We start from the raw sequence: 24,775 nt of genomic DNA on the forward strand, positions 1-24,775 counted from the left end.
TTTGAGAGAGAAAAGGAACCGATGGGCCTATCTCCTTGTGAGCCTGCTGCTCTGCTTTCCGGGAGCGCCCGACGTGGTCTGCGCCTTTGGATCCGGGCCGGCGGAAAACGCCGCGTCGGATGCGGGCAGCAGCCTGACGGAGAGGGTTTTCGATGGAGAGCAGGCCGTTGAGCCGAAGGCGGGAGCCGGACTGTATTCCTCAGCGCTGACGCCGGAGCTGGAGCGTCTGGTTACAGACGTGGGATACATCCATCAGAACTTCTCCTCCACCATCACGGACTACCAGATGACGCTGGCCCCCCAGGAGACGGAGTTCTGTCTGACCGCCTGGCCGGTGGAGCGGGAGTCGCCGCCCACCATGGAAATCTGGCTGGAGGCGGAGCACTGGTGTACCCTGAGCATCGGACAGCCCTCCCGGGCCATCCCGGTGGAGACGGGGCAGAGCCGCAGCGTGACGGTGCGTTCCACCTCCCACACGGGCGGCGTTGTAAGGGACTACACCATAGAAGTGTACCGCCCGGCGGAAGGATTCGCATGGCAGCTGGAAGAAGAGCGGGAGACCGGGGAGGGCGTCCGGCTGCTGCCGGTCACGCTGTACGCGCCGGCGGGCATGCAGCTGAAGACGCTGAGTTTCGCCCTGAGCTTCGATCCGCGGCTCCTGTCCCTGTCCGCCCCGGAGGGCGCGGCGACGGAGAAACTGTCCGAGTGTGTGACTGCGGTGGACGGCTTTTTATATGAGAATCCTGCAAAGGGATATTTTTCCGCCACCTCGCCGCAGCTGAGCAACGAGAACGGCCTGCTGCGCGTCTCCTATGGAGCGAAGAACAATATCGTAGGGAAGCGGAGCTATACGGCGTCTGAGACCGGAGCGCTGCTGACCGTGTGGTTTCAGATACGGGGGGAGCTGACGGCAGACAGTCTCTGGATCTTGGAGAGTGAGAACGCGCCGGTGAAGGGCTTTTCCGCAATGGACGGAAGCGGCAGGGTGCTTCAGTGCGCGGGTCTGGCTTCCGTGAAGGGACTGCCGGCAGAGCCGGATGTTCCAGATCCGCCAACCCCTCCAGACCCTCCGGACGTTCCGGAACCGGACCCCTCTGTCACCGGATCTGCGATCACGCTTGCCGGTCTGTTGGGCGCGGGAGCGGAGATCCGGGACGGAAAAGGCGTGCTGGAGACGGAGGAAGGCGTGATCACCCTGACCACGGTGGACGGAAGTGTGGAAGACATAGAGGAAGGAACGACGCTGATCCTTACCGCGGAGGCGAAGGCGGGCAAACAATTTGTCTGCTGGACGCTGCACAGTATGCCGGGGCTGCGGGCGGCCCGTTTTTCGGCGGGAGACCCGGCCGATCTGGCGGGGGATCCCGCGAAATTGACGGCGAATCCGCTGACAGTACAGGCACAGAAGGGCATGTCGTATACGGCAGTCTATGAGACCGCGTCAGCGGAAGAAACGACACGACCGGTTTTGGGCGTGCTGGAGCTGGAGCGGGAGAGTCTGCCGGGGCCGGCAGGCCTGGATCAGCGGTTTCTGGTCTACACCGACGGGAACGGGGCGCGGCACTTCGGCTTTCAGCCGGGGGAGATCCACGCCGACGGAAGCAGGGAACCGGGCGTTTTCGCGTACGAAGTCTATCTGTTTCCGGGAGAGGAAGCGGAACTGGTCCTGCAGAGCAGCGGAGCGGTGACCGGCATCACGGCGTCCGGCGTATCGGCGGAGGACGGTAGCCCCCGGGAGCTGCCGCTGGTGAGCAGTCAGACAGGGGGAGACGGGGAGCCGCAGGACCAGAAGGATCTGAGCTGGTGGGAAGATCGGGAAGGGCAGCGGATGAAGCTGACTCTGCGGGACGAAGACAAGACGGGAACCGTCACCCTTACCCTGGGGAACGCGGAGGGAAAGACGACCGTCTACACACTCACCCTTCACCGGGTGGAAAAGAGGCCGGCTGTTACTGTCTTTTCCTCCGGCGGGGCCGTGACGGCTGTCATAACAGACGCGGAGATGAGAAGCGCCACGTTCTCCCTGCTGCTGACGCCGGAGAAGGCCGCTTCCCTGAATGAAGCGGAGGTTTGGAGCGACATTCAAAGGTCGCTCAGCGGTTCCGGGATCGTTGTCTCAGACGTCAGGCTGACGGAGCCGGAGGCTGCCGGGACGGTGACCGGCCCGGGCCTGAGCAGCGCAAAGGAGCTGCGGGTGGCGCTGGACACAAAGGGAGCCGAAACGACGGAAAACGAAGGAGGCGCGCCTGTCCTGTCCACCCAGAAGCGGCCGGTGACGCTGCGGCTCTTTGAGGGAAGCATGGCCGATATTCTGGGCGTAGGCGAGGCCAAAGACAATGTCATCGGCGACGCCCGGTTTGGCGGACTCTTTGGAACCACGGCGCTGACAGGCGGCGTGAGACTGACCGGGACGATTTTCGCTTATGACGGATCGAAACTGCCGGAGGTGACGCTGTACGAAATGGGAACCGGGGCGGGCGCGGCGGAGAAAGCCGGCCGCGCGGCGCCCCTTTCTGCGATGGTCGTCCCGGCGCCGGACCAGACGGGATTTGGGTTAAAGAGGTTTACGTTTATAGCCGTGCTGGCGGAAGGGACAGAGTACACCATGGGAGTGACAAAAGACAGACACACAGCCTGCACGGTGAGCGGGATCGTGCTGACGGAGGACGGAGCGGCCAGGCCGCTGCGGCTGTACGCAGGGGACCTGGACGGAGACGGCTGGGTCAGCGCCTTCGACGCGGACGCCCTGGCTTTCCATTTGGGAAGGGGCGAAAGGGCGACGGGGGAGAAGGTCCGTTACGACCTGGACGGGGACGGCGGGGAGACGATCTTCGATCTGGATCTGCTGACCAGTCAGGACAACTATGGAGGAAGAGACAGGACGCTGGAGTGGAGCGCCGTCAGAGAGGGAGGGGAGAGCCGGTGAGAATGGGAAAGCGAATACGGATCGCCCTGCTGACGGCGGCGATGCTGATGGCCAACACGGCGCTGGGCGCGGCAGGCGCAGGACTGGGAGCTGCAGGCGAAGGATTGGGAGACGCAGGACAGGCAGGCCCGGAACGGTGGCTGCTTCCACAGGCAGCCTATGCAGCCAGCGCGCCGTCCAGCGGGGCCATCTCCCTTAAGGTGAATCTGGTAGAGGGGACGGACACGGCGGAGGTGAGTCTGCAGGTGGACGGTACTGTGACGGGAACGGTCCAGTCCGTGGCGGCGGCGCTGACCTACGATACCCACTGCCTGACGCTGATCGACTGGGACGAGGCGAAGACGCCGGCCGTCCTGGGCGAGACGCCGGCGGCGGGGCGGACCATGGGCCGGCGGCGGGGCGGACCATGGCGCCGGGCAGGGTGGCGGGAAAGCCTTCCCTGGTGTTTCAGAAGAGCGTCAGCGGATCGGCTGTCACTGGCGGAGCGACAGGGATCGAGACTGGCGGAGCGGCGGAGACTGGACCGGGCGGAACGGCAGGGGCGGCCGAGGCTTGTGTGTACTTCGGCGCTCAGGGCCAAAACGGCGTCTCTCTGGAGACGGGGAAGGAGCTGGTGACCCTGCGTTTTTCCGTCACGGGAGGCGCGGCGGACCTGACCGGAAAGCTGCGTCTGGCGGAGCCTGCGGAGTTTCAGGACAAGCTGACTATGCTGGCCGGACCGGCCACGTTGAATGTGGACGGGACGTATTACCGGTCCGACTGGAAGGCGGATGGAGCCGGTATGGAGAACTATGCGCCGCTGACAGTGAACACGGATCAGATCGCATCGCCCACCCGCGGGCCCAGCCTGTACGGGGGAGGAGTCGGGGGGAGCAACGGCTATACGCTGATCTATAATCTGATGGGAGCTACCAGCGGAGCCGGGATCACCGGAAGCGCGCTGGAAGGGAAGACGTTTGACGAAGCGGGACTGCGGCAGGCGTTTTCTCCGCTGACGGGTCTGAAGGCGGGGGACACCGTGACCCTGCCTGCCATCCAGCTGTACCGGAGCGGCTACGTCTTCAAAGGCTGGCATCCCAGCAGCGACACGGAGGGGAACATTTACCAGCCGGAAAGCAGCTTTACCATGCCCGAGGGCAACGTGGCCTTCGGCGCGGTGATGCTGAAGGAGGGAGGAGCGGCGGACCCCAGCGAGTTTGCATCGCTTTCGTTTTACGATTGGGATGAGACCCTTCTGGGAACGGCGGTCTTTGCAAAAGAAGCCTCCCCATCGGAGGTGCAGGACGTTCTGGATACCTTCCTGAAGACCAAGTACAGCAGCTACGGCGCCATTGATCTGGACAGCAGGGCGGATACCTGGGTGGACAACGAAGCCCATCCCCTTACCTATAAGAAGGGCTACAACTTCAAGGGCTGGGTGCAGGTGGACGGCGGAGAGGGAACCGAATCCCTGGCGGACGCCTTTACGGCCTACGAAACGGCCGCCGACTTTGCGGCCGATCGATGGGATTACAGCGCCGCCCCGGCGAAGGGCTGGGGGAATATTGTGTTGAAGGCCGGGTATGTGGAGAGCGAGCTTCTCGCCGAAACAGGTACGGCTGCTTACTATACCATTACCAACTATGAAGGGAACGTATATGGAAATTCATTAAATGCAAATACCGGTAATATCAGTGTGACGTTAACCGTCAAAAGAGAAAATAATGAATTCGGAGTGAAACGTTTAAAAAATCCTGCATTGAGGGGCATTTATACGATACAAGGAGCACAAGTATACATGCAGTCTAATCTCAAAAATACGGATATTGCACAGGCAGAATTTGTAATACCAAAAGCGGCTTCAAACGTCGTGTTTGCAGCTGTGGAACTTGACGGATCCGATATTTTCACAGCTGGTGATGCAACGAATCCAAAACCATTCAATGATAATGTGCCATCGGCAGGCGGCACCGTGGAAAACAGCTATGTCGTTCTTGGAGCATTGGGCTCTGTTTCAAAACGTGCGGCTGAACAAAATGAAAGAATCAAAACTGATAAAACAAGTACAGAGTGGACAGTCGGTATTGCAAATTACGTCATCAATACGGAGTTGGGATTGCCCTGGGGAAGTACAGCAGCCGCAGACAGAAACAAGATTTTGTTAGCAGTCTATGGGATGAAAGAGGGAACGGTATTATCCCAACTTCAACTTCGGGAAGTCTTGGACTGGCATTTTGTGAATGCTGACGTGCCGACGGCCAATCCTACCGCAGCCAACGGAGGTTTTGTCAAAATGCAGGCGCTGTATCTAAAATTGGATCAGGCAATGGCTGCAAACGGAGGACCATTCGATAGTGTGGCGGCGGTAAAATCCGCACTGGAGACATAGAAGGAAAGGAAGAGATATATGCATAAGAAAGAAAAGCGGGGGATCGCATTCCTACTGGTTTTGTTACTGCTGATTGCCTCGTTGCCGGCAATGGTTTATGCACAAGACAACGATACAGGTGCAACGAATAATGGTAACTATCTGACGGGAGTAGAAATAACGGGAACAGTTGATATGGGAACAACTGTGAAACCCGAGATCTACGTAAACACCGGCAGCATGCATTCGCCAGTAAAAGATATTCACTACATCATCTTGCTTCAATCAGAGCTTGACGCTGCCATAGCTGACGTCGGCGATTTTGACAGTTTTTTGGCATATCATGGAAATGACAATTATACAGGAGGAGAGGCCTTTGGCTTTGAGAACTGTACAGAAATTACTACAATATATCCGGGAAAAGAGAGCAATGTAGCTGCATCCGGAACAAACATAAAATTTGTGGATGTAGTACCAGCATTACCAAAAAAAGCAGAAAACTATTTTATCTTAATGTGGTCAAAGAGTGCTGGCAGCGGAGCTGGGCAATTAGCCAATTACTGGGGCTTTGGTTTTTCTCTTGATGCCAACGGCAATCTGGTCAAGGATCCCATGGATCCGCCGCAGAGCCTTGCACTGACCGCGGTAGCGGCCGCAAACACCACCTACGGCGGCTTCACCGGAACGATCACAGCCACCGGAGCCGCAGTGACGAGCATGATCGACCATTATGTGGTCGACATCTATCAGGGCGGCGTCAAAAAGAAGACGGTGGAAGTGCCCACCTCCGGCGGTCTTACGTTCAGCGTACCCCTTGAGACGGGAACCATTGACGCGGACAAGTCATACACCGCAAGCGTCAGCGCCATCGCGCTGGATGGCGCAGCCAAGGGCGATTCTGTCTGGGTGGATTCCACAGCTTCGGTGACGCCCGCGAAGGCCAAGTTTGCTGCCCCGGCAGCGGCCACACTGGCGGCCAGCGGTACCACACAGAATATCCTGAAGCTGAATGAGCAGGCGGTTCCCACCGGAGCAAAGGTCCAGTATCAGATCCAGGATCAGGGCGTGGTCGGTACTACATCCGTCGGAGCGTATAGCAGCTGGACCGATCTCACTGGCTGGAGCATTTCCGGTCTGACCCAGAATCACAACTACAAAGTGAAGCTGAAGTTCGTGCCTGACGGCGCGAATGGCGGAACGAATTACTCGGTGAATTATGACGAGTCCAATGAATCGGCGGAATCCGCTGCTTTGGCGACCAAAGATCTGACGGCGCAGACCATCACCTTCGCGGGATTGACCGATCCGGTGAACGCGGTGTATGGAGATGGAACGTCCGCCTATCAGGCGACGATCTCGCCGCAGGCCATCGGTCAGACGCAGACGATCACCTATGGATCGAGTAATGCTGATGTTGTCTCGGTCAACAGCAGCGGAACCATCAAAATTGTAGGCGTGGGAACCGCGACGATCACAGCCAGCGCCCCGGCAGTAGGCATGTATGCAGGCGGCAGCGCAAGCTACACCGTCAACGTGTCGCCCAAGGCCCTGACCGTAAACGCCAGTGCGAAGAAGGTCTACGACGGGAACAACACTCTGACTCTGGGGGCTCTGGAAACAGGCTATACACTCAGTGGCAAGATGGACGGCGACGACGTCTCCATCGGAACGCTGACGGGAACCTTCCGCACAGCGGATGTGCACAGCAGCTCCGCGGCGGCGATAAGCGCCGTGACCCTCACAGGAGCAAAGGCTGGGAACTACACGCTGACCACCGGCGGAGTGACCATTAACGGCGCCATCGAGAAGCTGGCCATTGCAGGAAATCCTGAATTCACGATGACCTACGACGCAAACAGCGACGGAGCGGCTCAGGTAAACGACGTCTACACCATCACCATGGGCAGCATGACGGCGGTGAATCTGGATATCGCCAGAGATCTGGACATTCAGTGGCTGAGAAACGGGAGCACCATCTCCGGAGCTACGGGAGAGACCTACACCGTGACAGCGGCTGATCTGGACCAGAATATCAGCGTCAGTGTGAAGGCGAAGTCCGGGTCCAATTACAAGACGGACGCCGCTCTGGTATCCGGCACGCAGGTACCGGGCCGGGTGGCACTGAGCGGAACGCTGACTATCAGCGGATCGGCGATCTCGGGAAGCGCGCTGGGTCTGGACATCAGCGGACTCAACAGCGGAAGGGTGACCTACGCGGATCTGAGCTATCAGTGGCTGAGAAACGGAACCGTGATCGCGGGAGCAAACACCAGCACCTACGCGATCCAGCAGCCGGATCTGGGAACGACGATCACGGCCATCGCCACGGCTCTCCCCAGCAGCGATTACACTGGAACCGTGACGGCGGCAGGAAAGCATGTAACGCCGGAGGCGCCGGACAGCATGACCGCATCGCTGGCCCCGGGCAACGGCAGCGCTACGGGAACGTGGAGCGCCAGAGCAAACGGCGATCCCGTCACCTATCATTACAAGCTGACCTTTAACGATCCGGGAACGACGATCGCCCGGACAAGGTATGTCTATGAGACGAGCAGCGGCGGAGCGACGGGCGCGGCCGTGGTGACCGATTCTGCGGTGGCGGACTACATTTTCGCTTCGCCGGCGGGAATCGACTGGTACAATCCTCTTGGAACGGGAGTGACCACCGGCACAGCATACAAGGTGCTGAGCAGGACGGCAGATCCATATACCAGCGGAGGCGGAATCAAAGAAAAAGACAGTGGAAGCACAACAGCCACGAGCAAGGTCTTCAGCGGCTTGACCAACGGTGAGGAATACACGTTGCAGGTCTATGCGCAGAACGCAATTGGAACCACAGCGGCTGTCACAGCGAAGGCCAAGCCGGAAGCGACCACCTCTGGCAACCGTCCCGGCGGCGGTGGCGGAGGCGGCGGCTCCGTTGTGACGACAAAGTACACCGTGACCTACGATGCGGGCGATCACGGAACCATCGCGGAAAAGACCGAGCAGGTAGAGAAAGACAAATCGCCCAAGGGCGTTAAAGTGACGGCGGACGAGGGCTGGGTCTTCGCGGGCTGGAGCAAAGACGGCAAGACCGTCATCGACCTGAAGGATATCAAGGTGACCGGAGCCATGAAGCTCATCGCGGTCTACGAGAAGGACGACAAGATCGTCATTCCGGATTCCGTACCCGAGGATCTGCGGTTCCTGCAGGTTTCAAAGGAAGAGATCAGCGGCGGTTACGTGAATGGCTATCAGGATGGGACCTTCCGGCCGGACAACGCCATTACCAGAGCGGAAGTGGCGGCCATCATGGCAAAGACAGTCAACTACAAGAAGGAAGAGGACAAGTCTTACACCAACACGCCCTTCAGCGACGTGGCGAGAAGCGAGTGGTATGCGGACGACATCGGTTTCGTGGCCTCTCTGGGAGTGATCGCAGGGTACAAGGACGGGACCTTCAAGCCTAACAGCAATATCACGAGAGCGGAGTTTGTGACCATGGCCATGAAGATCGACCGCGTGGTGAACAGCAGCAAGAGCTTTAAGGACATGAGCGATGCAGACTGGTATGCGGAGTACGTGAAGTCGGCGGCGGAGAAGGGGTATGCCACAGGATATCTGGACGGCACTTTCCGTCCCAACAACCCCATCACCAGAGCGGAGGCCGTGACCATCATCAACTCGATCATCGGTCTGGAACCGAGAGCGGGACAGATGAGCTTTACGGACGTGCCGGAAAGCCACTGGGCCTACAACAACATCAAGGCCGCGGCTGGAAAGTAAGGTCGAAACGATAATCGTAAATAGGCGATTCTAGAAGCGTAGCTGCGGGAGCTGATCAAAACGAAAGTCCGCTTGATTCCGGAAGCGGTGACTGATCAGCTGCAGCGGCACGGCCATAAAGGCAGCAACGAAAAACGAGAACGGCCCTGGCCGGCGAGAAAACATCGCCGGGCCGGGGCCGTTTTCTTTGTGCAGCCAAAGTGATATCTGAAACTGTGTCTGCGTAAACTGGTCCAGATAAACGGTTTTCGTCACCAGCCAGCTTATTTTCCATGCACCTATTTTGCGACGTTTTATAAACTTTTGCTTTTATTTGAAATAAAAATGGGATATAGTAAGATAGAAATGAACGAACGAATAGGAAATTCTGACGGAAGCGGCTGAGGAGATCGGACTTTGTGATTCGTGAAGGTTGAATGGAGCGGATGGCTATGATAAACTATAGCGGACAGCCTGCGGATAGAATCGTGAAGCCTAAGGGATGGTGAAAAATAAGGAAATGTTACAAGAAGACAGATTCTTAAAAATTGTAGAATACCTGAAGCAAACGACCGTCGCCAGCTTCGCAGAGCTGGCTGAGCTGACGGGTGCGTCGGTGGGAACGATCCGAAGAGATCTGGCCAGACTGGAGCAAAACGGAATGCTCACCGTCGTCAGAGGAGGCGCCGCGTCGCGCAGCGACGACTTGTCCAAGCAGAGCTTCGATATGCGGGGGATCGAGAATCGAAGCGAGAAGCAGGAGCTGGTAAAGTTGCTGTCCAGAGTTGTGGTGGACGGGCAGGCTATCGCATTGAACAGCGGAACGACCAATATTGAGACGGCGAGATTTCTGGTGTCCAATTATCAGCGTCTCACTGTGATCACGAACAATCTAAGAATACTGGATATCCTGAAGACCGGCCGAAATTTCACGCTGATCGTGCCCGGAGGCATGTTGAATCCGGAGGAATACGCGCTCTACGGAAAGAAGTGCGAGGAGGAGATCCTATCCTACAATTTTGACTTGCTGCTGCTGGCGGTCAACGCCATCTCCGATCAGAAGGGTATCACTGATTTTCGGACCAAGGAGATCGGCATCATAAAAGCATTTATGAAAAGTTCCAGAAAAATAGCAGTGGTGGCCGACCACAGCAAATTTGACCGCGTGGCGTACAGAAACGTGTGCGGTCTAGACGAGTTGGATTACATTTTCTCCGACAGCGGTTTATCGGAGGAGCAGGTCTGTCGATATAAAAATCAGGGAGTAGAAATTTTTACTCCCGAGAACAATGGGTGAACGTCTTGATGCAGGATGAAAGGTTTTTGAGAATAGTTGAATATTTGCGGGAGAAAAAGACGGCGAAGCTGCAGGATATTGCAGAACTGAACGGCGTTTCCGTGGACACCGTGCGCAGGGATTTTGAGCAGTTGGAGGCGGAGGGCCTGCTTCGGAGAGTGCGGGGCGGTGCGGTGTTTCACAACGCCGATATCACCACGCAGAAGGTGGGGATCAGAGGGATCACCCACCGGGAGGAGAAGAAGGAGATCGCGGCGCTGACGGATCAGTTTGTGGCCGACGGCCAGACCGTGGGACTGACCAGCGGAACAACGTGTCTGGAGGTGGCCAGGTTTCTTGCGGCGAATTATCGCAGGCTTACTGTGATCACAAACAATCTTGCAGCTGTGAACGAGCTTGCCGAGGCGGGACGTTTTACGATCATCGTTCCCGGCGGGGTAGTGGACTGCAATGAGGAGGCCGTATTTGGAGACACGTGTGAAGAGGACATACTGAGCTACAACATCGACGTTGCCTTTCTGGGCGTACACGCTATTTCGGTTGAAAAGGGAATCACGGATTTCCGGATCAATCAGGTATCCGTACAGCGTGCTATGATACAGTCCGCCAAGAAAAGGATCATCGTCGCGGATCACAGCAAGTTCGATCAGGTGGCGTATGTGAACACCTGCGGTCTGGATGAGGTGGACGCAATCATCAGCGATTCTGGTCTCTCGCATGAGGTATATCACAAGTTCAGGAACTGTGATGTAGATATCGTCATTCCACAGCCATGAAGAGATAGGTATAAAACGGTTAAACGCGGGCGCGGCGCCCGCGTTTTTTTTAACAATATGTTGGGCTGAAGATTTTGAATATACTCAATATGGCATAATATATGCGATAAATTTAAAAATAATCCCGATAATTTGCGAAAAATATTGCAAAATATTTAACAAAGATTGCAAAAAGTAATTGACTTGTTGCAAATGATATGCTTTAATATGATCAAGAAATGCAATATTATGCAACCAAGAGTAATCAAAGGAGGAGCAACATGTACAACAGACGTTACACTGGGAAAATTGAATTGGCGGTACTTGACACGGCGGGAACTTTCTGCGATGGCCCAGGAGATCTGAGTCATAGATGGGCGCTGGACGACGGAAGAGGCTGCAAGGCTCCGGTTGTTCCGTTCTATGAGGCGCTGCAGGCTTTTGGCATCGAATGTGACTGGGCGTCTATCAGAAAGCCCATGGGAAACTTTAAGCCGACTCATCTGAAAATGCTGCTGGATCTGCCGGAGGTTTCCGAGCAGTGGCAGGCAAAATACGGAAGAAAGTGGAATCAGGAAGACTTCGACGCCGTGCTGGCTACTTTCAGACCGCTGATGAGCAAGTACATTGTTGACGAAGACCTGGCAAAGCCCATCGACGGCGCGGTGGAATGCATCGATGCTCTGCGGAAGGCTGAGATCCTCGTAGGATGCGACACCGGATACTATGAAGAGGATTCCAAGAATCTGAACGCGCTGCTGGAAAAGAAATACGGACTCCGCTTCGATGTTGTGACAAACGCGGAAAAGGTTCCGGGCAGACCGTATCCTTTCATGGTTTACGACTGCATGCTGAGCGCACAGAAGCTGACCGGAAAAGTAATTCCCATCGAGTCAGTAGTAAAAATTGACGACACGGCCCCCGGTATGCTCTGCGGAAACAACGCCGGCTGCTGGACCATCGGTCTCTACGCCTCCGGCTCCAACAACTACGATCAGTTGGCGGCTGCGAAGCCCGACTTCCTGGTACCGGATGTATCCTATGTAGAGGACATCATCTTTGGCCAGATCGAACCGAGACTCAGAAGGGGCGAACGTCCGGGACAGGGAATCGTCGAGACTATCTAGCGCACCGGCTCATTGACTCTACGGCGTACCTGCCCAAGTATGCCATGCCCATACATACTCTCCTGACAACAAAATACAGATCTTCAGATTAGATAGTGAACGATTCGACTTAAAAACCTGAAATTACTTTTCTGGATAAGAGGGGAGCTGGATTTTATCCGGCTTCCCTTTTGTCAAAGTAAGGAGGCAAGAAAGTGAGTGAACCTAATCGAATGACGTATCCTGAACCTGAGGAGCGGATAAAAAACTACGGATATAACGAGCAGCAGCTTGCCACGTTTCAGAAATACGCGGTGCGCATGCTGATCGGTTTTTCAGTCATGTATATGTTTTTCTACAATGGAAGACAGAACATGTCTCTGGCGATTCCTCTGATGATCGAGGATTTTGGCGTTACCAAGGCGGACATGGGAATGGTCACTTCGGCGCTGTTCTGGTGCTACGGCTTCGGGCATCTGTTCTCCGGACGTCTGGGCGAGATGGTGGGGAATAAACGGTTCATCATGTGGGGCGTCATTCTCTCTGCATTACTGAATTTGATCATCAGCTTTCAGACATCGCTGGTGGTGATCGCGATCCTCTGGGGAATCAACGGATTCGCCCAGTCCATGGCCTGGTCTCCTGGCATTGCGCTCACAAACAAATGGTGGCCCAAGGATAAGAGGGGATACGCCAGCGGCGTAGTCACCGGCTTTTCCGGGATCGCCCAGGTCGCCACCTATTTCTGTGTGCTGGCGGCCTATCAGATTTCGCCGAACACGGGATGGCGCGCCGCCTTTACTTGGCCGCTGGTTCCCATGATCGTCATCCTGTTTGTATTCGTTACAATGGTCAAAGATTCTCCCAGACATGTGGGACTTCCCGATTTCCAGGAACCGGATGCAGAGCTGGCCAGACTGGAGGAGGCCCGCATGGAGGCGCTGAAGGAAAAAGGCGCGATCTACCCCTTCATCTGTCTTCTGAAAGAACCGAAAATGTGTGTATTCCTGTTTATCATAGCTATCGCGGGCATTGGCCGTTACGGTATGCTGACCTGGATACCCACCTACTTCGACGAGGTGATGGGCATGCCGATCAAAACCGGGATCTTTGCGGCGATCCTCCTGCCCGTGGGTCAGGCGTCCGCATTTTTCCTGATGCCCTATCTGACAGACAAGATTTTCAAAGGAAAGAGAGAGCCGCTGCTCGTGCTCTGCGGCGTGGTTTCCGCGGTCTCCCTGTTCGTGTTCCCCATGATCACCAGTATAGGGATGGCGTCTTTCATGCTGCTGGTCGTAGGATTTTTCGCATCGGTCAACGGAATCGTGTGGGCCTTCGCGGGAGACATCGGGACGAGAGCCTTCGCGGGAACGGCTACGGGACTTCTGGATTGGGCGGCCTACATGGGTGCGGCGGTGCAGTCCATTCTGTTCGGTTACGTGAGCAGCTACAGCTGGAACGCGGTATTTATTACGATCGGCGTACTGTATATCATCCTGGTGATCCTGGCGTTCATGGCAAAGAACATGAAGGTGCGGGGCATGGCGGAGTAACGTTGCTGTTCGTACAGGCCGGGGCGCAGGGCCCTGGCTGTCATAGAGTTAAAAAATGAAATAGGAGGAATTGAGATGTATAATCCGTTTTGCTCAGTAGAAATTGAATTTTCCAATATGCAGGGACTGCATGATCTGATCAATACCGGCGGCGACAAGAAGACGCTGATCGTGTGCGATGTTTTCACTACAGATATCTGGGGGATCACTGACGAGATCAAGGCCGGCGTGGCGGCCGGTCATCTGGCCTGGGTCGATAAGTGCCCCGGTAATCCCACTCAACAGGATGTATACAACGCTCTGATGGCTGTGAAGGAGCTGGACCCCGTTCAGATCATTGCCATCGGCGGCGGAAGCACCATCGACCTTGCCAAGGCCGTCAGCGCCTTCCATCATCTGTTTAAGGATGAGGAGATCACCATTCCGCTCATCACCAGGGCGCTGAAGGAAAAGAGCTACACGGCGCCCCATCCCTTCATCGATATCATCGCGGTTCCCTCCGCGGCGGGAACAGGCTCTGAGGTCACACAGTTCGCCACGATCTGGGACGTGGATAAGGTATCCAAGTTCTCCATCGATACGAAAGAGAACTACGCGAAGAAAGCGGTGGTCATCCCTGAGCTGACTCTGTCTCTGCCTCTGAGACTGACGCTCTCCACGGGGCTGGATGCGCTGTCTCACGCGGTGGAATCCTTCTGGGCAAAGCCGACCAACTATCTGGTCAAGGACATTGCCCTGAGAGCCATCGACATGATCATGACCTATCTGCCCCAGGTGCTGGCTGATCCCAAGAATCTTGAGCTGCGCACGGCGATGTCCCGGGCGGCTCTGCTGGCAGGTATGGCCTTTGCGAAGACCCGTACCACGGCCTGTCATTCCATCAGCTATCCCATCACCATGCAGTACGGTCTGGAGCACGGTCTGGCCTGTGCGCTCTCTTTGGACGCGGTCTCCAAGATCAACAGAGAAAAGACGGCTCTGGCCGACATGCTGTTTGAGGTCTTCGAGAAGCACGGCGGCATGAGAAATTGGCTGGATGCAACCTGCGAGGGTATCGTGGAGCTGCGCCTGAGTTATTTCGGGATTCCCAAGGAAGGAATCGACGGTATTGTTGAGGGGACCTTTACAAAGGGAAGAATGGACAACAACCCGGTGGACATCAAGCCGGAGCAGGTAAAAGAGATCCTGCTTTCCGTCTACTGATCACCGCCGCGGCAGAAAGAAGGGATAGAAATGGCAAATCTGTTTTCTGTACCGGGAAGGATCCTTTCCGGGGAGGGCGCGCTGGAGATGAGCGGACTCTATTTAAAGACCTTCGGGAAAAAGGCACTCATCGTCACGGACGAGATGATGGAAAAGCTGGGAAATCTGAAGCGGGTGACCGACGTGCTGGAACAGGCGGGCGTCGCCTATGCGGTCTACACGGGCGTCAGCGGAGAACCCACGGACGAGATGATCGAAAAGGGAGCGGTGCAGTATAAAGCCGATGGATGCGACTTTTTGATCGGACTGGGAGGGGGAAGCCCCATCGACTCCATGAAGGCCATCGGCGCCGTGGTCAGCGGAGGAAAGAACATCGCCGAATATATGGGAGGGATCATCGACCAGAAGCTGCCGCCCACGGCGGCTATTCCCACCACGGCGGGGACCGGATCGGAGGCCACGCAGTTTACGATCATTACCGATACGAAAAACAATGTGAAAATGCTGTTGAAAGGGCCGTCGCTGCTGCCGTCTCTGGCCGTCATCGATCCGGTGTTTACGGCCACGGCGCCGCAGTCCGTGACGGCGGCCACAGGCATCGACGCCCTGTGTCACGCGGTGGAGGCGTTCACGTCGCTGAAGGCCTTTCCCCTGGCGGACTCTTTCGCTGTCTCCGCGGTCAAACGGATCTTTCGGAACCTGAAGCGGGCTTACGATAAAGGGGACGATATGGAGGCAAGGGAGCAGATGGCGCTGGCTGCGCTGGAGGCGGGCATCAGTTTCAATAACTCATCGGTGACCATCGTCCACGGAATGAGCCGTCCCATCGGAGCGCTGTATCACGTGCCCCACGGCCTGTCCAACGCCATGCTGCTGCCGGAGTGCCTGAAGTTTGCCGTGTCCGGAGCGGAGGAACGCTTCTGTGAACTGGCCAGAGAGACGGGACTGTACGAGGACGGCATGACGGTGCAGCAGGGAGCCCAGGTCTTTATCTCCGCGGTATGTGATCTGTGCGCCAGCTTAAACGTGCAGACCCTGGCGGAATTCGGCGTGGACAAGGAAGACTTTTTCCAAAATATCTCGAAGATGGCCGACGACGCCATCGCCAGCGGCAGCCCGGCCAACACCAGGCGTCAGCCCACGAAGGAAAATATCATTGCAATTTATGAGGCGTTGTGGAAGTAGGAAGAAACAATAGCTGGTCATCAGCGGCAGCATCTTCCGGTAAAACCGAAGGAACAGATCCGCGCAGTCGTCGGCAGCGCGGATCTTTCTTTCAAATGCGTGAAAGGAGACAGACCATGCAGTATGAGAATCTTTTATTTGAGGTAAAGGACGGCGTCGGATACATCACCATCAACAGGCCGAAGGCGCTGAACGCGCTGAACGGAGCCACTCTGGACGAGCTGGGTACAGTGACCGCGGAGCTTGGCGGCCGCAGGGATGTGAAAGCGGTGATCATCACGGGCAGCGGAGAGAAGGCCTTTGTGGCGGGAGCGGATATCGCCCAGATGAGAGACCAGAGCCCGGCGGAGGCCCGGCAGTTTTCCAGAAAGGCTCAGACCGTCTTTTCGGCCATCGAACATCTGCCTCAGGTGGTGATCGCCGCGGTGAACGGCTTTGCTCTGGGCGGCGGATGCGAGCTGGCCATGGCCTGCGACCTGCGGGTGGCTTCGGAGAAGGCGAAGTTCGGCCAGCCGGAGGTCAATCTGGGGATCCTGCCCAGCTTCGGAGGGACTCAGAGACTGCCCCGGATCGTGGGCCGAGGAGTGGCCAAACAGCTGATCTTTACGGCGGAACCCATCGACGCGGCGGAGGCCTACCGGATCGGTCTGGCCAACAAGGTGGCGCCGGCGGACACGCTGATGGCGGAGTGCGAGGCCATGGCCAAAAAGATCATGAGCAAGGGTATGTTCGGGGTGAGTCTGGCGAAGGCGGCGGTCAACGACGGCATGAACATGGACACGGAATCGGCGTTCAAATACGAGGCGGATCTGTTTGCCCTGTGCTTTGCCACAGACGATCAGAAGGAAGGGATGACGGCGTTTCTGGAAAAGAGGGCCGCTGTTTTTCACGATTTCTTCTAGGGAACAGATCGGCGCACTGGTGTGAGGATGGCTTCCGTCGGGATGATATCTTCTGCCAGAAGATCAGAAAAGCAGAAAAGCAGCGGGCGGAGGACGATGAGGAAGGAACGGTGACTTTAATGAAAAAGGTCAGAGTGATGACGGCGGCGGAAGCGGCGGAACTGGTGAGGGACGGGCAGACGGTGGTGACAGGGGGCTTCGTGGGAAGCAGCTGTCCGGAGGCGTTGTCGAAGGCGCTGGAACAGCGGTTTCTTGAAACGGGAAAGCCGGAAGGACTGACGTTGTTCTACGCGGCGGCCCAGGGAAACCGTGACGGCAGCGGAGCGGACCATTTCGCCCACAGGGGCATGGTGAAACGGGTGATCGGCGGGCATTGGAACATGGTTCCCAATCTGGGGACCATGGTGATCAACAACGAGATAGAGGGCTACAATCTACCGCAGGGGACCATCTCGCAGATGTTTCGGGATATCGCGGGGAAGAGGCCGGGGACCATAACCCACGTAGGTCTGCAGACCTTTGTGGATCCCAGGATCAGCGGCGGAAAACTGAACGAGATCACCACGGAGGATCTGGTGGAGGTCATTGAGATCGCCGGGCAGGAACGGCTGCTGTACAAGAATATTCCGGTGGATATGGCGTTCATCCGGGGCAGTTATGCCGACGAGCTGGGCAATGTGTCGGTGGAGAGGGAGATCGGGAGTTTGGACGCCACGGCCATTGCCCAGGCCTGCCACAACTGCGGCGGCAAGGTGATCGTGCAGGTGGAGCGGATCGTCAGCGCGGGGACGCTGGACCCGCGGCTTGTCAAGATCCCGCGGATCTACGTGGACGGGGTGGTGGTCGCGGAGCCGGCGGACCATGAGCAGTGCTTTGGGCATGCGTTCGATCCGTCGCTGACGGGGGAACTGCGCAAGCCACTGAGCGATATTGCAGAAGAGCCCCTTTCGGCAAAGAAGATCATAGCCAGGCGTGCAGCGCTGGAGCTGAGGGAGGATGCCGTGGTGAATCTGGGGATCGGAGCGCCGGAGTACATCGCTAAGGTGGCCAACGAGGAGGGGATCGGAGACGAGATGGTACTCACTGTCGAGGCGGGCCCTATAGGCGGCGTGCCCATGGGAGGAAGCCAGTTTGGAGCCAGCGTCAATCCGGAGGCGATCATGGACCAGGCCATCCAGTTCGATTTTTACGACGGAGGAGGCGTGGATCTGGCCTTTCTGGGTCTGGCGGAGGCGGACGAGAGCGGGAACATCAATGTGAGCAAGTTCGGTCCGCGGATCGCGGGAGCAGGAGGCTTTATCAACATCACCCAGAATGCGAAGAAAGTGTTCTTCTGTGGGACCTTCACGGCGGGGGGCCTGAAGGAGACCATAGAAGACGGCCGGCTCACGGTGGTTCAGGAGGGCCGTCAGAAGAAGTTTGTTAAGACTGTGGAGCAGATCACCTTCAGCGGAAGCTACGCGGTGAAGACTGGCCAGCCTGTGCTGTATATCACGGAACGGGCGGTATTTGAACTGCGGGCGGACGGAATGTATCTGACGGAGATCGCACCGGGGATAGACCTGGAAAACGATATCCTTGCCCACATGGATTTTGTACCCAAGATGGAAGGGACGCCGGTCCTCATGGCGGACCGGATCTTCCGCGAGGATCCTATGGATCTGGGCTGAGAAAAACACCGCCTGCTGATCAAAATGTTCGATCTGATCGGGATCGGGGAACGGGCCGGAAGCGGGCATGATAAATCCCGGCGAACAGAAGTGTTCGTCGGGATTTTTTCAATGTTTTTATGTTGTATTTCGCCATGGCAGGATCCTGCGCGTCGGCGTTCGGGGCGGAGAAGCGCCGGCGGGGACCGCTGCATGCGGCTGCTTCGGAAAGCCGGCCTGGCGGATGCGGCGGAAACTGGACGAAAAATAACGGCCGTGATATGATGAGAACAAGAGTATGCGGCAGGAAAAGCCGGCGGGTCATTTACTTCGTCAGGTTGGTTTAGCCGGCAGGATACAGTAAAAGAAGCAGAAGGTGGAGAAAAAATGCAGAGAAGGAAAACGAAGAAAAGGAAAGTGTGTGTATTGATGGCGGCTGCGCTGATGTGTGCGGCCGTGTCCGGCGGATTTCCCGGAGGCCCCGAAGGTGTTTACGGTCAGACCGCGGTCTCGTCGGCCAAGGCGCAGATCGGAGGCAAGACGGCACAGCTGGTCTATGTGGATCCGGCGGCGGTGACGGCGGATATTGCGCTGGCAAACGACAGCGTGGTGTCCGACACACCGGCCAAGAGTATGCTGGACGCTGCAGCGCAGGCGTCAGGAGCGAAGGTGGCGGCAGCCATCAACGGGGCGTATTTCAACGCCTATTATAAGGCAGCTTCAGGGATCTCTTATCCGAACAATTGCCCGCGGATCTACGGAACGATGCTCAGGGACGGAAAACTGATCAACGGAGGGGGGACCAACCAGGCGGCCACGCTGGGCTTTACCAGCGGCGGCAAAGCGTTGATCGACTGGGTCTCTCTATCGCCCAGGCTGACCTTCAGCGGGCCTGTCGTCTCCATCCACTGGCCCCAGGGACAGCGGAGCTTTGAGGTCACGCCGTGGGGACTGAACAATTACTATGCCGACGCGTCGGCGGTCATGCAGTTTACGGATGAAATGACGCTGCCCGTCACCTGTCCGGTCACCTCCAAGCTGGTCTATGTGGCGGGCGGGAAGGTAACGACTATCACCGACGGCGGTACCTTTTCCGTGCCCAAAGGGGCGGACGTGGTGGTTTTTAACGCCACGGCGGTGACGAACGCGCAGCAGTGGGATCAGTTTCCGGCTGTGGGGGATCAGGTGGACTTCGCGGTGAAGAGGACGCCGGCCGCGACGGCGGATCAGGGACAGTGGGATCAGGTGGTCGACGCGGTGAGCGTGGGACCCATGATCCTGAAGGACGGCGTCAGCGCCACGGGAAAAGACAAGGTGACAGATCCAAAGCAGGCTCCTGCGGCTGTGAATCAGAAGAGCTTCGCCGCTGTCATGGGCGACGGCAGGCTGCTGTTGGGTACCTGTACAGCGTCCTTTGATCAGATTGCATCGTATCTGGCGGGGGCTGGAGCGGTGGACGCCATGAGCCTGGACGGCGGAGCCTCCAGCGCGCTCTACACGGCGGCAGGCGGCTTTGTGAAGCCGGCGGGAAGGAACCTGTCCAATATGGTCGTCTTTCTGGAAAAGCCGGCGGAGACTTACATTCCTTTCTCAAACGCCGCCGAGACGGCGGACAGCTTCACGGATGTGAAGGGCCATTGGGCGGCTGGATATATTGATAAGGTAATGAGCGCCCACCTGTATTCCGGAACATCGAAGACGACCTTCGGCCCGGACGCGGACATGACCAGGGCCATGTTTGTGACGGCTCTGGGCAAGGATGCGGAAAACCGGGGCAGGCTTTCCCAGGCAGCTCTGTCGGGCAACGGCGCCTACGCGGCGCAGCGCTTTTCCGATGTGACGGCGGGACAGTGGTACACTGCCTATGTGGGCTGGGCGGAGCAGATCGGCTTGGTGAGCGGTACCGGAGCGGCTTCGTTTTCTCCTAACGATCCCATTGAGCGGGAGCAGGTCTGCATCATCCTGCAGAAGTACCTGACCTATTTGAATGTGGGTGGATCCGCGGAAGGGACCGATCCCAAGGCGGCCGGTGCAGAGGGAAACACGGCGGCCGCCGTCTTCCCCGACGATGGGAACGTCAGCGGCTGGGCCCGGAACGCCGTTTACGCCATGAAGGCGGCCGGCATCGTGAACGGATATGAGGACGGAACGTTCCGTCCCCACGGACATGTGGCCAGGGGCGAAGCGGCGGTCATGCTGGTCAAGGGGCTGGAGTTGTAGAAGCGGCGCTGTGCGGCCGGCCAGATGGCCTAAGCACTGGAACGACGGATCCGGCGCCGAAGCTGAACATGAAGAAAGAGAGTCCGTTGCGACAGGCGTGGACGGAGAAAGGGAGGAGGACGTGCGATGAGGGTGGGGATCGTGGGACATCCGGTGAAGGTCAGCGTCGTGGAAAAGGTGATCTCGGAGCAGGAGGATTTTCCGGAGCTGAAAAAATGGATGCTTCCCAGCACGAATATGGAATCGGATCTGGAAGAGTTCAAGCGCTTTCAGGCCGCCGCGGACATCGTTATTTTCTGTGGTATCTACGATTACACATCCTTTGCCAGCAGCATCGTATTTGAAAAAGTGACGGGCTATATCAGAAACGACGTATCGTCGCTGTACAAGGCTCTGCTGGAGGCCAGTCTGGCAGGATATCCCTTCTCCGATATCTCGATCGACGGATACCGCAGGGAAGAGATCGAGGAAATATTGAGCGAGTTGAGGAGCGACCGGCGAAAACCGGCTGTGAGGGACTACTTTAAAACAGAAATACTGGATGAAAGCGTGATCGGCAGGATCACGGAGTTTCACTGGGAAAATGTAAAGTGTCACGGCAGTCAGCTGTGCGTCACCTGTATGACGCCCGTCTGCGAGGAACTGAGGCGGAGAGGGGTCCGAACCATTCTGGTCAGCTCCACGGCGGAAAACATCCGCCTGGAATATGAGAGGCTGAAGTACGAGTATCGCCTGAAGCAGAAGGGGATCCGCGATATCGCCATGATCGATATCGAGATCAGAAACAGCGAGCAGTCCGTGATCTTTGAGGATGACTACGCCACCGCCCTTGAAAACATGCAGATCATGGAAAAGGTATATCTGTTTGCACAGAAGATGCAGGGCGCTGTGGAAGAGATGAATCTCACCCGCTACCTGATCGTGACCAACAAGTCGGCGCTGGAAAAGGAGACCGGAGTCTTTCGGGAGATCCGCCTTCTGGCCGACGCCCACAGGTTTTCCAATCTGAAGCTGTTCATGGGAATCGGATTTGGAAACACGGCCAGAGAAGCCAGAAGCAACGCCCGGGTCGGGCTTTCCAGAGCGAAGACCTGCGATAGATCCTGTGCCTTTGTGATCTACGATCACCTCAGTGTCCAGGGGCCTTTGGAATATCGCAAAGGCGCGCCGGAGAACCGCACCGACGATATGTATATCAAGATCGCGGAAAAGACGTCGCTGAGTATCAACACCGTACGCCGGCTGATGGAGATCGAAAATCGTCACAGGGGAGATTCCTTCACCGTGGCGGAATTGGCTAACCTGTACGGAGTCAGTGAAAAGAGTATGTACCGGATCGTGGACAAGCTGGATGCCCAGGGATATATCGCTGAGGAGGGCCGCCGGATCAAGGATAACTTCGGCCGGCCGAGCCGGATCATTAAACTGAAATTGGATCTCGATGAGAATTGACGGTCGGAAAAGCGAGCCGCCTGCGAAGAGCAGGCGGCTTTTTTACGCCTTTTTCGCCTGTTATTCGCAAGTTGTATCCGGTAAGGTAAAAACAAGAATTCTTGAAAAGTGGGATATCCTTATCAGCGGAGAGTGCTTCATAGAACAGGAGGGGCATAGAATGGCCAGTGAAAATTTGGGGAAGCTGCAGTGCCACACAGAGGGGGAAAGGCTGACAGTGGGACTGCCGGGCACGGTCCATATGATATTTACCGTGGGCAGATGCGGGATCGACGACGGTGGGAGCGTCTGGTTTATCCGCCACGGGGTAACGGACTGGCAGGCGATCAACACGGTGGATGAGACCGCTATGGGATACAGTACGGTTTGGACCACCGGAGACGCCAGGGTCATCCTGAGACAGAGGGAGGGCATCAGGCCCTATGAGACGGCGGTGGCCGTTACTGTGCAGGACGGATGTCTCAGAGAAGGGGACAGGGTGGAAGTGATCCTCGGAGACAGAAGCAAGGGATCCCCCGGCATACTGACTCAGACGGTGGCTGAGGAGAACCACACGATCTTTGCAGCTGTGGACTCTGTGGGAAGCGGCCGGTTTGAAGAGGTCCATCCACCCTGCCGTCTGTCCGTGGGAAATGGCGTCTGTGCCGACTTTCACGTCATTCTTCCTTCCACAGTCTATGAAAAGGAAGAGTTCGACATAAAACTTCGCGTCCTGGACAGCTACGGCAACCGCTGCGCGGACTTTGTCGGGGAGGTGCTTCTTCTGCCTGAGTCCGATTCTCCCATCGAGACCGAGGAGATCCGGATCGCCTTCCGCGCTTCGGACAGAGGCGTCAGGCGGGTGCGGGGAAAGATGACGGGAAGCGGAGTCTGCCGTTTACGGGCGGAACTTCCATATTACGGGTTGAAGACGATCAGCAACCCGTGCAGGACCATCAGCCGGGGAGAAAAGAAGTTGTTTTGGGGCGATATGCACGCGCAAAATCTCATGGGATCGGGAATCGGCTCCATGGACGACTCACTGACTTTTGCAAAGGAAGTGGGTGCTCTGGATTTTACGGGATGGCAGGGAAACGACTTTGAAGTTTCCGAAGAAAACTGGAAAGAAGTGAGCGCCGCAGTGAAAGACTACCATGAAGACGGAAGTTTTGTGGTATTTCTCGGGTACGAGTGGTCGGGGATCACGGCAAACGGCGGCGATCACAATATTTATTTCAGAAATGACGGGGAACAGATCTTTCGCTCGTCGGGCTGGCTGTGCAGAGAGCCGGGGCGATTTCTGTCCGACAGTCGGTTCAAGTCAGATACAGACCGCAATCCGGTCAGCGAACTCTGGCGGGAATTTGCGGGCAGAGACGACGTGATGGCCATACCCCATGTGGGCGGGCGCTTCGCAAATTTTGATTTTTTCAATGAGGAATTGACCAGCCTGATCGAGATCCACTCCCATCACGGTGTGTTTGAGTGGTTTCTGGAGGAGGCGGTCCGCAGAAACATGAAGGTGGGCTTCATCGCCGCCAGCGACGATCACACCTCGCGGGTGGGGCTCTCCTACCCCATGGGCGTAAACGAGAGCGGGATCGGCGCTACTTTCGATGTGAGATCCGGGCTGACGGCGGTCTGCGCGGAGGAGCTGACCAGAGAAGGACTGTGGAAAGCGTTTCGGACCAGATCCTGTTACGCCGCCACTGCGGCACGTATTTTGCTGGATTTCAGCGTAGGCGGTTATTCCATGGGAAGCGAGGGACAGCTGACTGCGCCGCCGGAGATCCGGGTCTGTGTAAACGGCACCGCCCCTATCGACCGGATCGAGATCTATCGGGGGCTGGAGCTGATCTGCAGCAGGAAACGCGATCCATTCCTCAGGGAGACCGAAGGCCGCAGAAGGATCAAGATCGTGTGGAGCGGCGTCCGCACAAAGTTTCGGAATAAATCCGTGGTGTGGACGGGGACCGTATATGTAAGAGGAGGTCTTGTGGCCGCCGCGGAGGACTATTCCATTGACAACCCTTTCGAGGGGATCCAGTCGCGAAGCGCACAGATCGTCAACTTCCGGTCGAAGACTTCGGGGGATGAGGACGGCATGATCCTGGATATCATACCTGCGGCCGGGATGGAAGAGGACTGCGAGATCATTTTCTCCAGCGCCCAGCGAACTGCTGTGGTGAGGCTGGGGGATTTGGCGGGAGAAGGTGTCACCATAGAGGTGGGAGATGTAAACAGGCGGATCCGGTTCACAGAGGAGGAGCCTGCCGTCGACTGGGAAGACACGTCTCTGTACGATATGGACGTCAAGTTCGTGGATCAGGAAAAAAAGGAAGGTCTGAACATCTATTATGCAAAAGTCTTTCAGAAAGATGGGAATCGGGCCTGGAGCTCACCGGTATTCATTCATTGTCATGCATAAAAGAAAGGTGGGAGCTGCTGTGTGCA

At 57.0% G+C, this 24,775-nt stretch carries 15 protein-coding genes; all 15 read left to right on the forward strand.

The window, feature by feature from the left end; all coding sequences use genetic code 11:
• Nucleotide 1: 1 nt before the first annotated feature.
• The 15 genes from E0E37_RS08010 (at nucleotide 2) to E0E37_RS08075 (ending at nucleotide 24,749) form a co-directional block, all read left to right on the forward strand.
• Nucleotides 2–2,926: a hypothetical protein gene (locus E0E37_RS08010; protein ID WP_130862513.1), complete on the forward strand. Its 2,925-nt coding sequence runs from the start codon at nucleotides 2–4 to the stop codon at nucleotides 2,924–2,926.
• A 2-nt stretch (nucleotides 2,927–2,928) separates the two neighbouring features.
• Entirely contained in the window at nucleotides 2,929–3,543 is a 615-nt protein-coding gene (locus tag E0E37_RS18875) for a hypothetical protein (RefSeq protein ID WP_246019669.1), read from the forward strand.
• A gap of 284 nt (nucleotides 3,544–3,827) precedes the next feature.
• Nucleotides 3,828–5,294: an InlB B-repeat-containing protein gene (locus E0E37_RS08015; RefSeq protein WP_246019684.1), complete on the forward strand. Its 1,467-nt coding sequence runs from the start codon at nucleotides 3,828–3,830 to the stop codon at nucleotides 5,292–5,294.
• Nucleotides 5,295–5,786: 492 nt separating this feature from the next.
• Nucleotides 5,787–9,041: an S-layer homology domain-containing protein gene (locus tag E0E37_RS08020; protein ID WP_165445277.1), complete on the forward strand. Its 3,255-nt coding sequence runs from the start codon at nucleotides 5,787–5,789 to the stop codon at nucleotides 9,039–9,041.
• A gap of 499 nt (nucleotides 9,042–9,540) precedes the next feature.
• A complete protein-coding gene (locus E0E37_RS08025) occupies nucleotides 9,541–10,317 on the forward strand; it encodes a DeoR/GlpR family DNA-binding transcription regulator (protein ID WP_165445278.1) in 777 nt (258 codons plus the stop codon).
• 26 nt (nucleotides 10,318–10,343) lie between these two features.
• Nucleotides 10,344–11,093: a DeoR/GlpR family DNA-binding transcription regulator gene (locus tag E0E37_RS08030; protein WP_165445279.1), complete on the forward strand. Its 750-nt coding sequence runs from the start codon at nucleotides 10,344–10,346 to the stop codon at nucleotides 11,091–11,093.
• Between the two features lie 260 nt (nucleotides 11,094–11,353).
• Complete coding sequence (locus E0E37_RS08035) at nucleotides 11,354–12,199, forward strand: HAD hydrolase-like protein (RefSeq protein ID WP_165445280.1); 846 nt, start codon at nucleotides 11,354–11,356, stop codon at nucleotides 12,197–12,199.
• A gap of 194 nt (nucleotides 12,200–12,393) precedes the next feature.
• The gene (locus tag E0E37_RS08040; RefSeq protein ID WP_130862519.1) at nucleotides 12,394–13,731 is read left to right on the forward strand and encodes an MFS transporter; all 1,338 of its coding nucleotides are present in this window, start codon (nucleotides 12,394–12,396) and stop codon (nucleotides 13,729–13,731) included.
• 75 nt (nucleotides 13,732–13,806) lie between these two features.
• Nucleotides 13,807–14,934, forward strand: a complete 1,128-nt coding sequence (locus E0E37_RS08045) for a phosphonoacetaldehyde reductase (protein WP_130862520.1) — start codon at nucleotides 13,807–13,809, stop codon at nucleotides 14,932–14,934.
• 30 nt (nucleotides 14,935–14,964) lie between these two features.
• On the forward strand, nucleotides 14,965–16,119 hold the full coding sequence (locus tag E0E37_RS08050) for an iron-containing alcohol dehydrogenase (protein WP_130862521.1): 1,155 nt from the start codon (nucleotides 14,965–14,967) through the stop codon (nucleotides 16,117–16,119).
• Between the two features lie 116 nt (nucleotides 16,120–16,235).
• Nucleotides 16,236–17,021, forward strand: a complete 786-nt coding sequence (locus E0E37_RS08055; protein ID WP_130862522.1) for an enoyl-CoA hydratase-related protein — start codon at nucleotides 16,236–16,238, stop codon at nucleotides 17,019–17,021.
• Nucleotides 17,022–17,140: 119 nt separating this feature from the next.
• The gene (locus tag E0E37_RS08060) at nucleotides 17,141–18,691 is read left to right on the forward strand and encodes an acyl CoA:acetate/3-ketoacid CoA transferase (RefSeq protein ID WP_130862857.1); all 1,551 of its coding nucleotides are present in this window, start codon (nucleotides 17,141–17,143) and stop codon (nucleotides 18,689–18,691) included.
• Between the two features lie 366 nt (nucleotides 18,692–19,057).
• Nucleotides 19,058–20,890: an S-layer homology domain-containing protein gene (locus E0E37_RS08065; RefSeq protein WP_130862523.1), complete on the forward strand. Its 1,833-nt coding sequence runs from the start codon at nucleotides 19,058–19,060 to the stop codon at nucleotides 20,888–20,890.
• Nucleotides 20,891–21,016: 126 nt separating this feature from the next.
• Nucleotides 21,017–22,342: a hypothetical protein gene (locus E0E37_RS08070; protein ID WP_130862524.1), complete on the forward strand. Its 1,326-nt coding sequence runs from the start codon at nucleotides 21,017–21,019 to the stop codon at nucleotides 22,340–22,342.
• A 160-nt stretch (nucleotides 22,343–22,502) separates the two neighbouring features.
• Nucleotides 22,503–24,749 (forward strand): DUF3604 domain-containing protein, encoded by a 2,247-nt coding sequence (locus E0E37_RS08075; RefSeq protein WP_165445281.1) that lies wholly within the window; start codon nucleotides 22,503–22,505, stop codon nucleotides 24,747–24,749.
• Nucleotides 24,750–24,775 lie beyond the last annotated feature (26 nt).

It is taken from the genome of Bacilliculturomica massiliensis (assembly GCF_900605495.1).
GTDB lineage: Bacteria > Bacillota > Clostridia > Peptostreptococcales > Anaerovoracaceae > Bacilliculturomica > Bacilliculturomica massiliensis.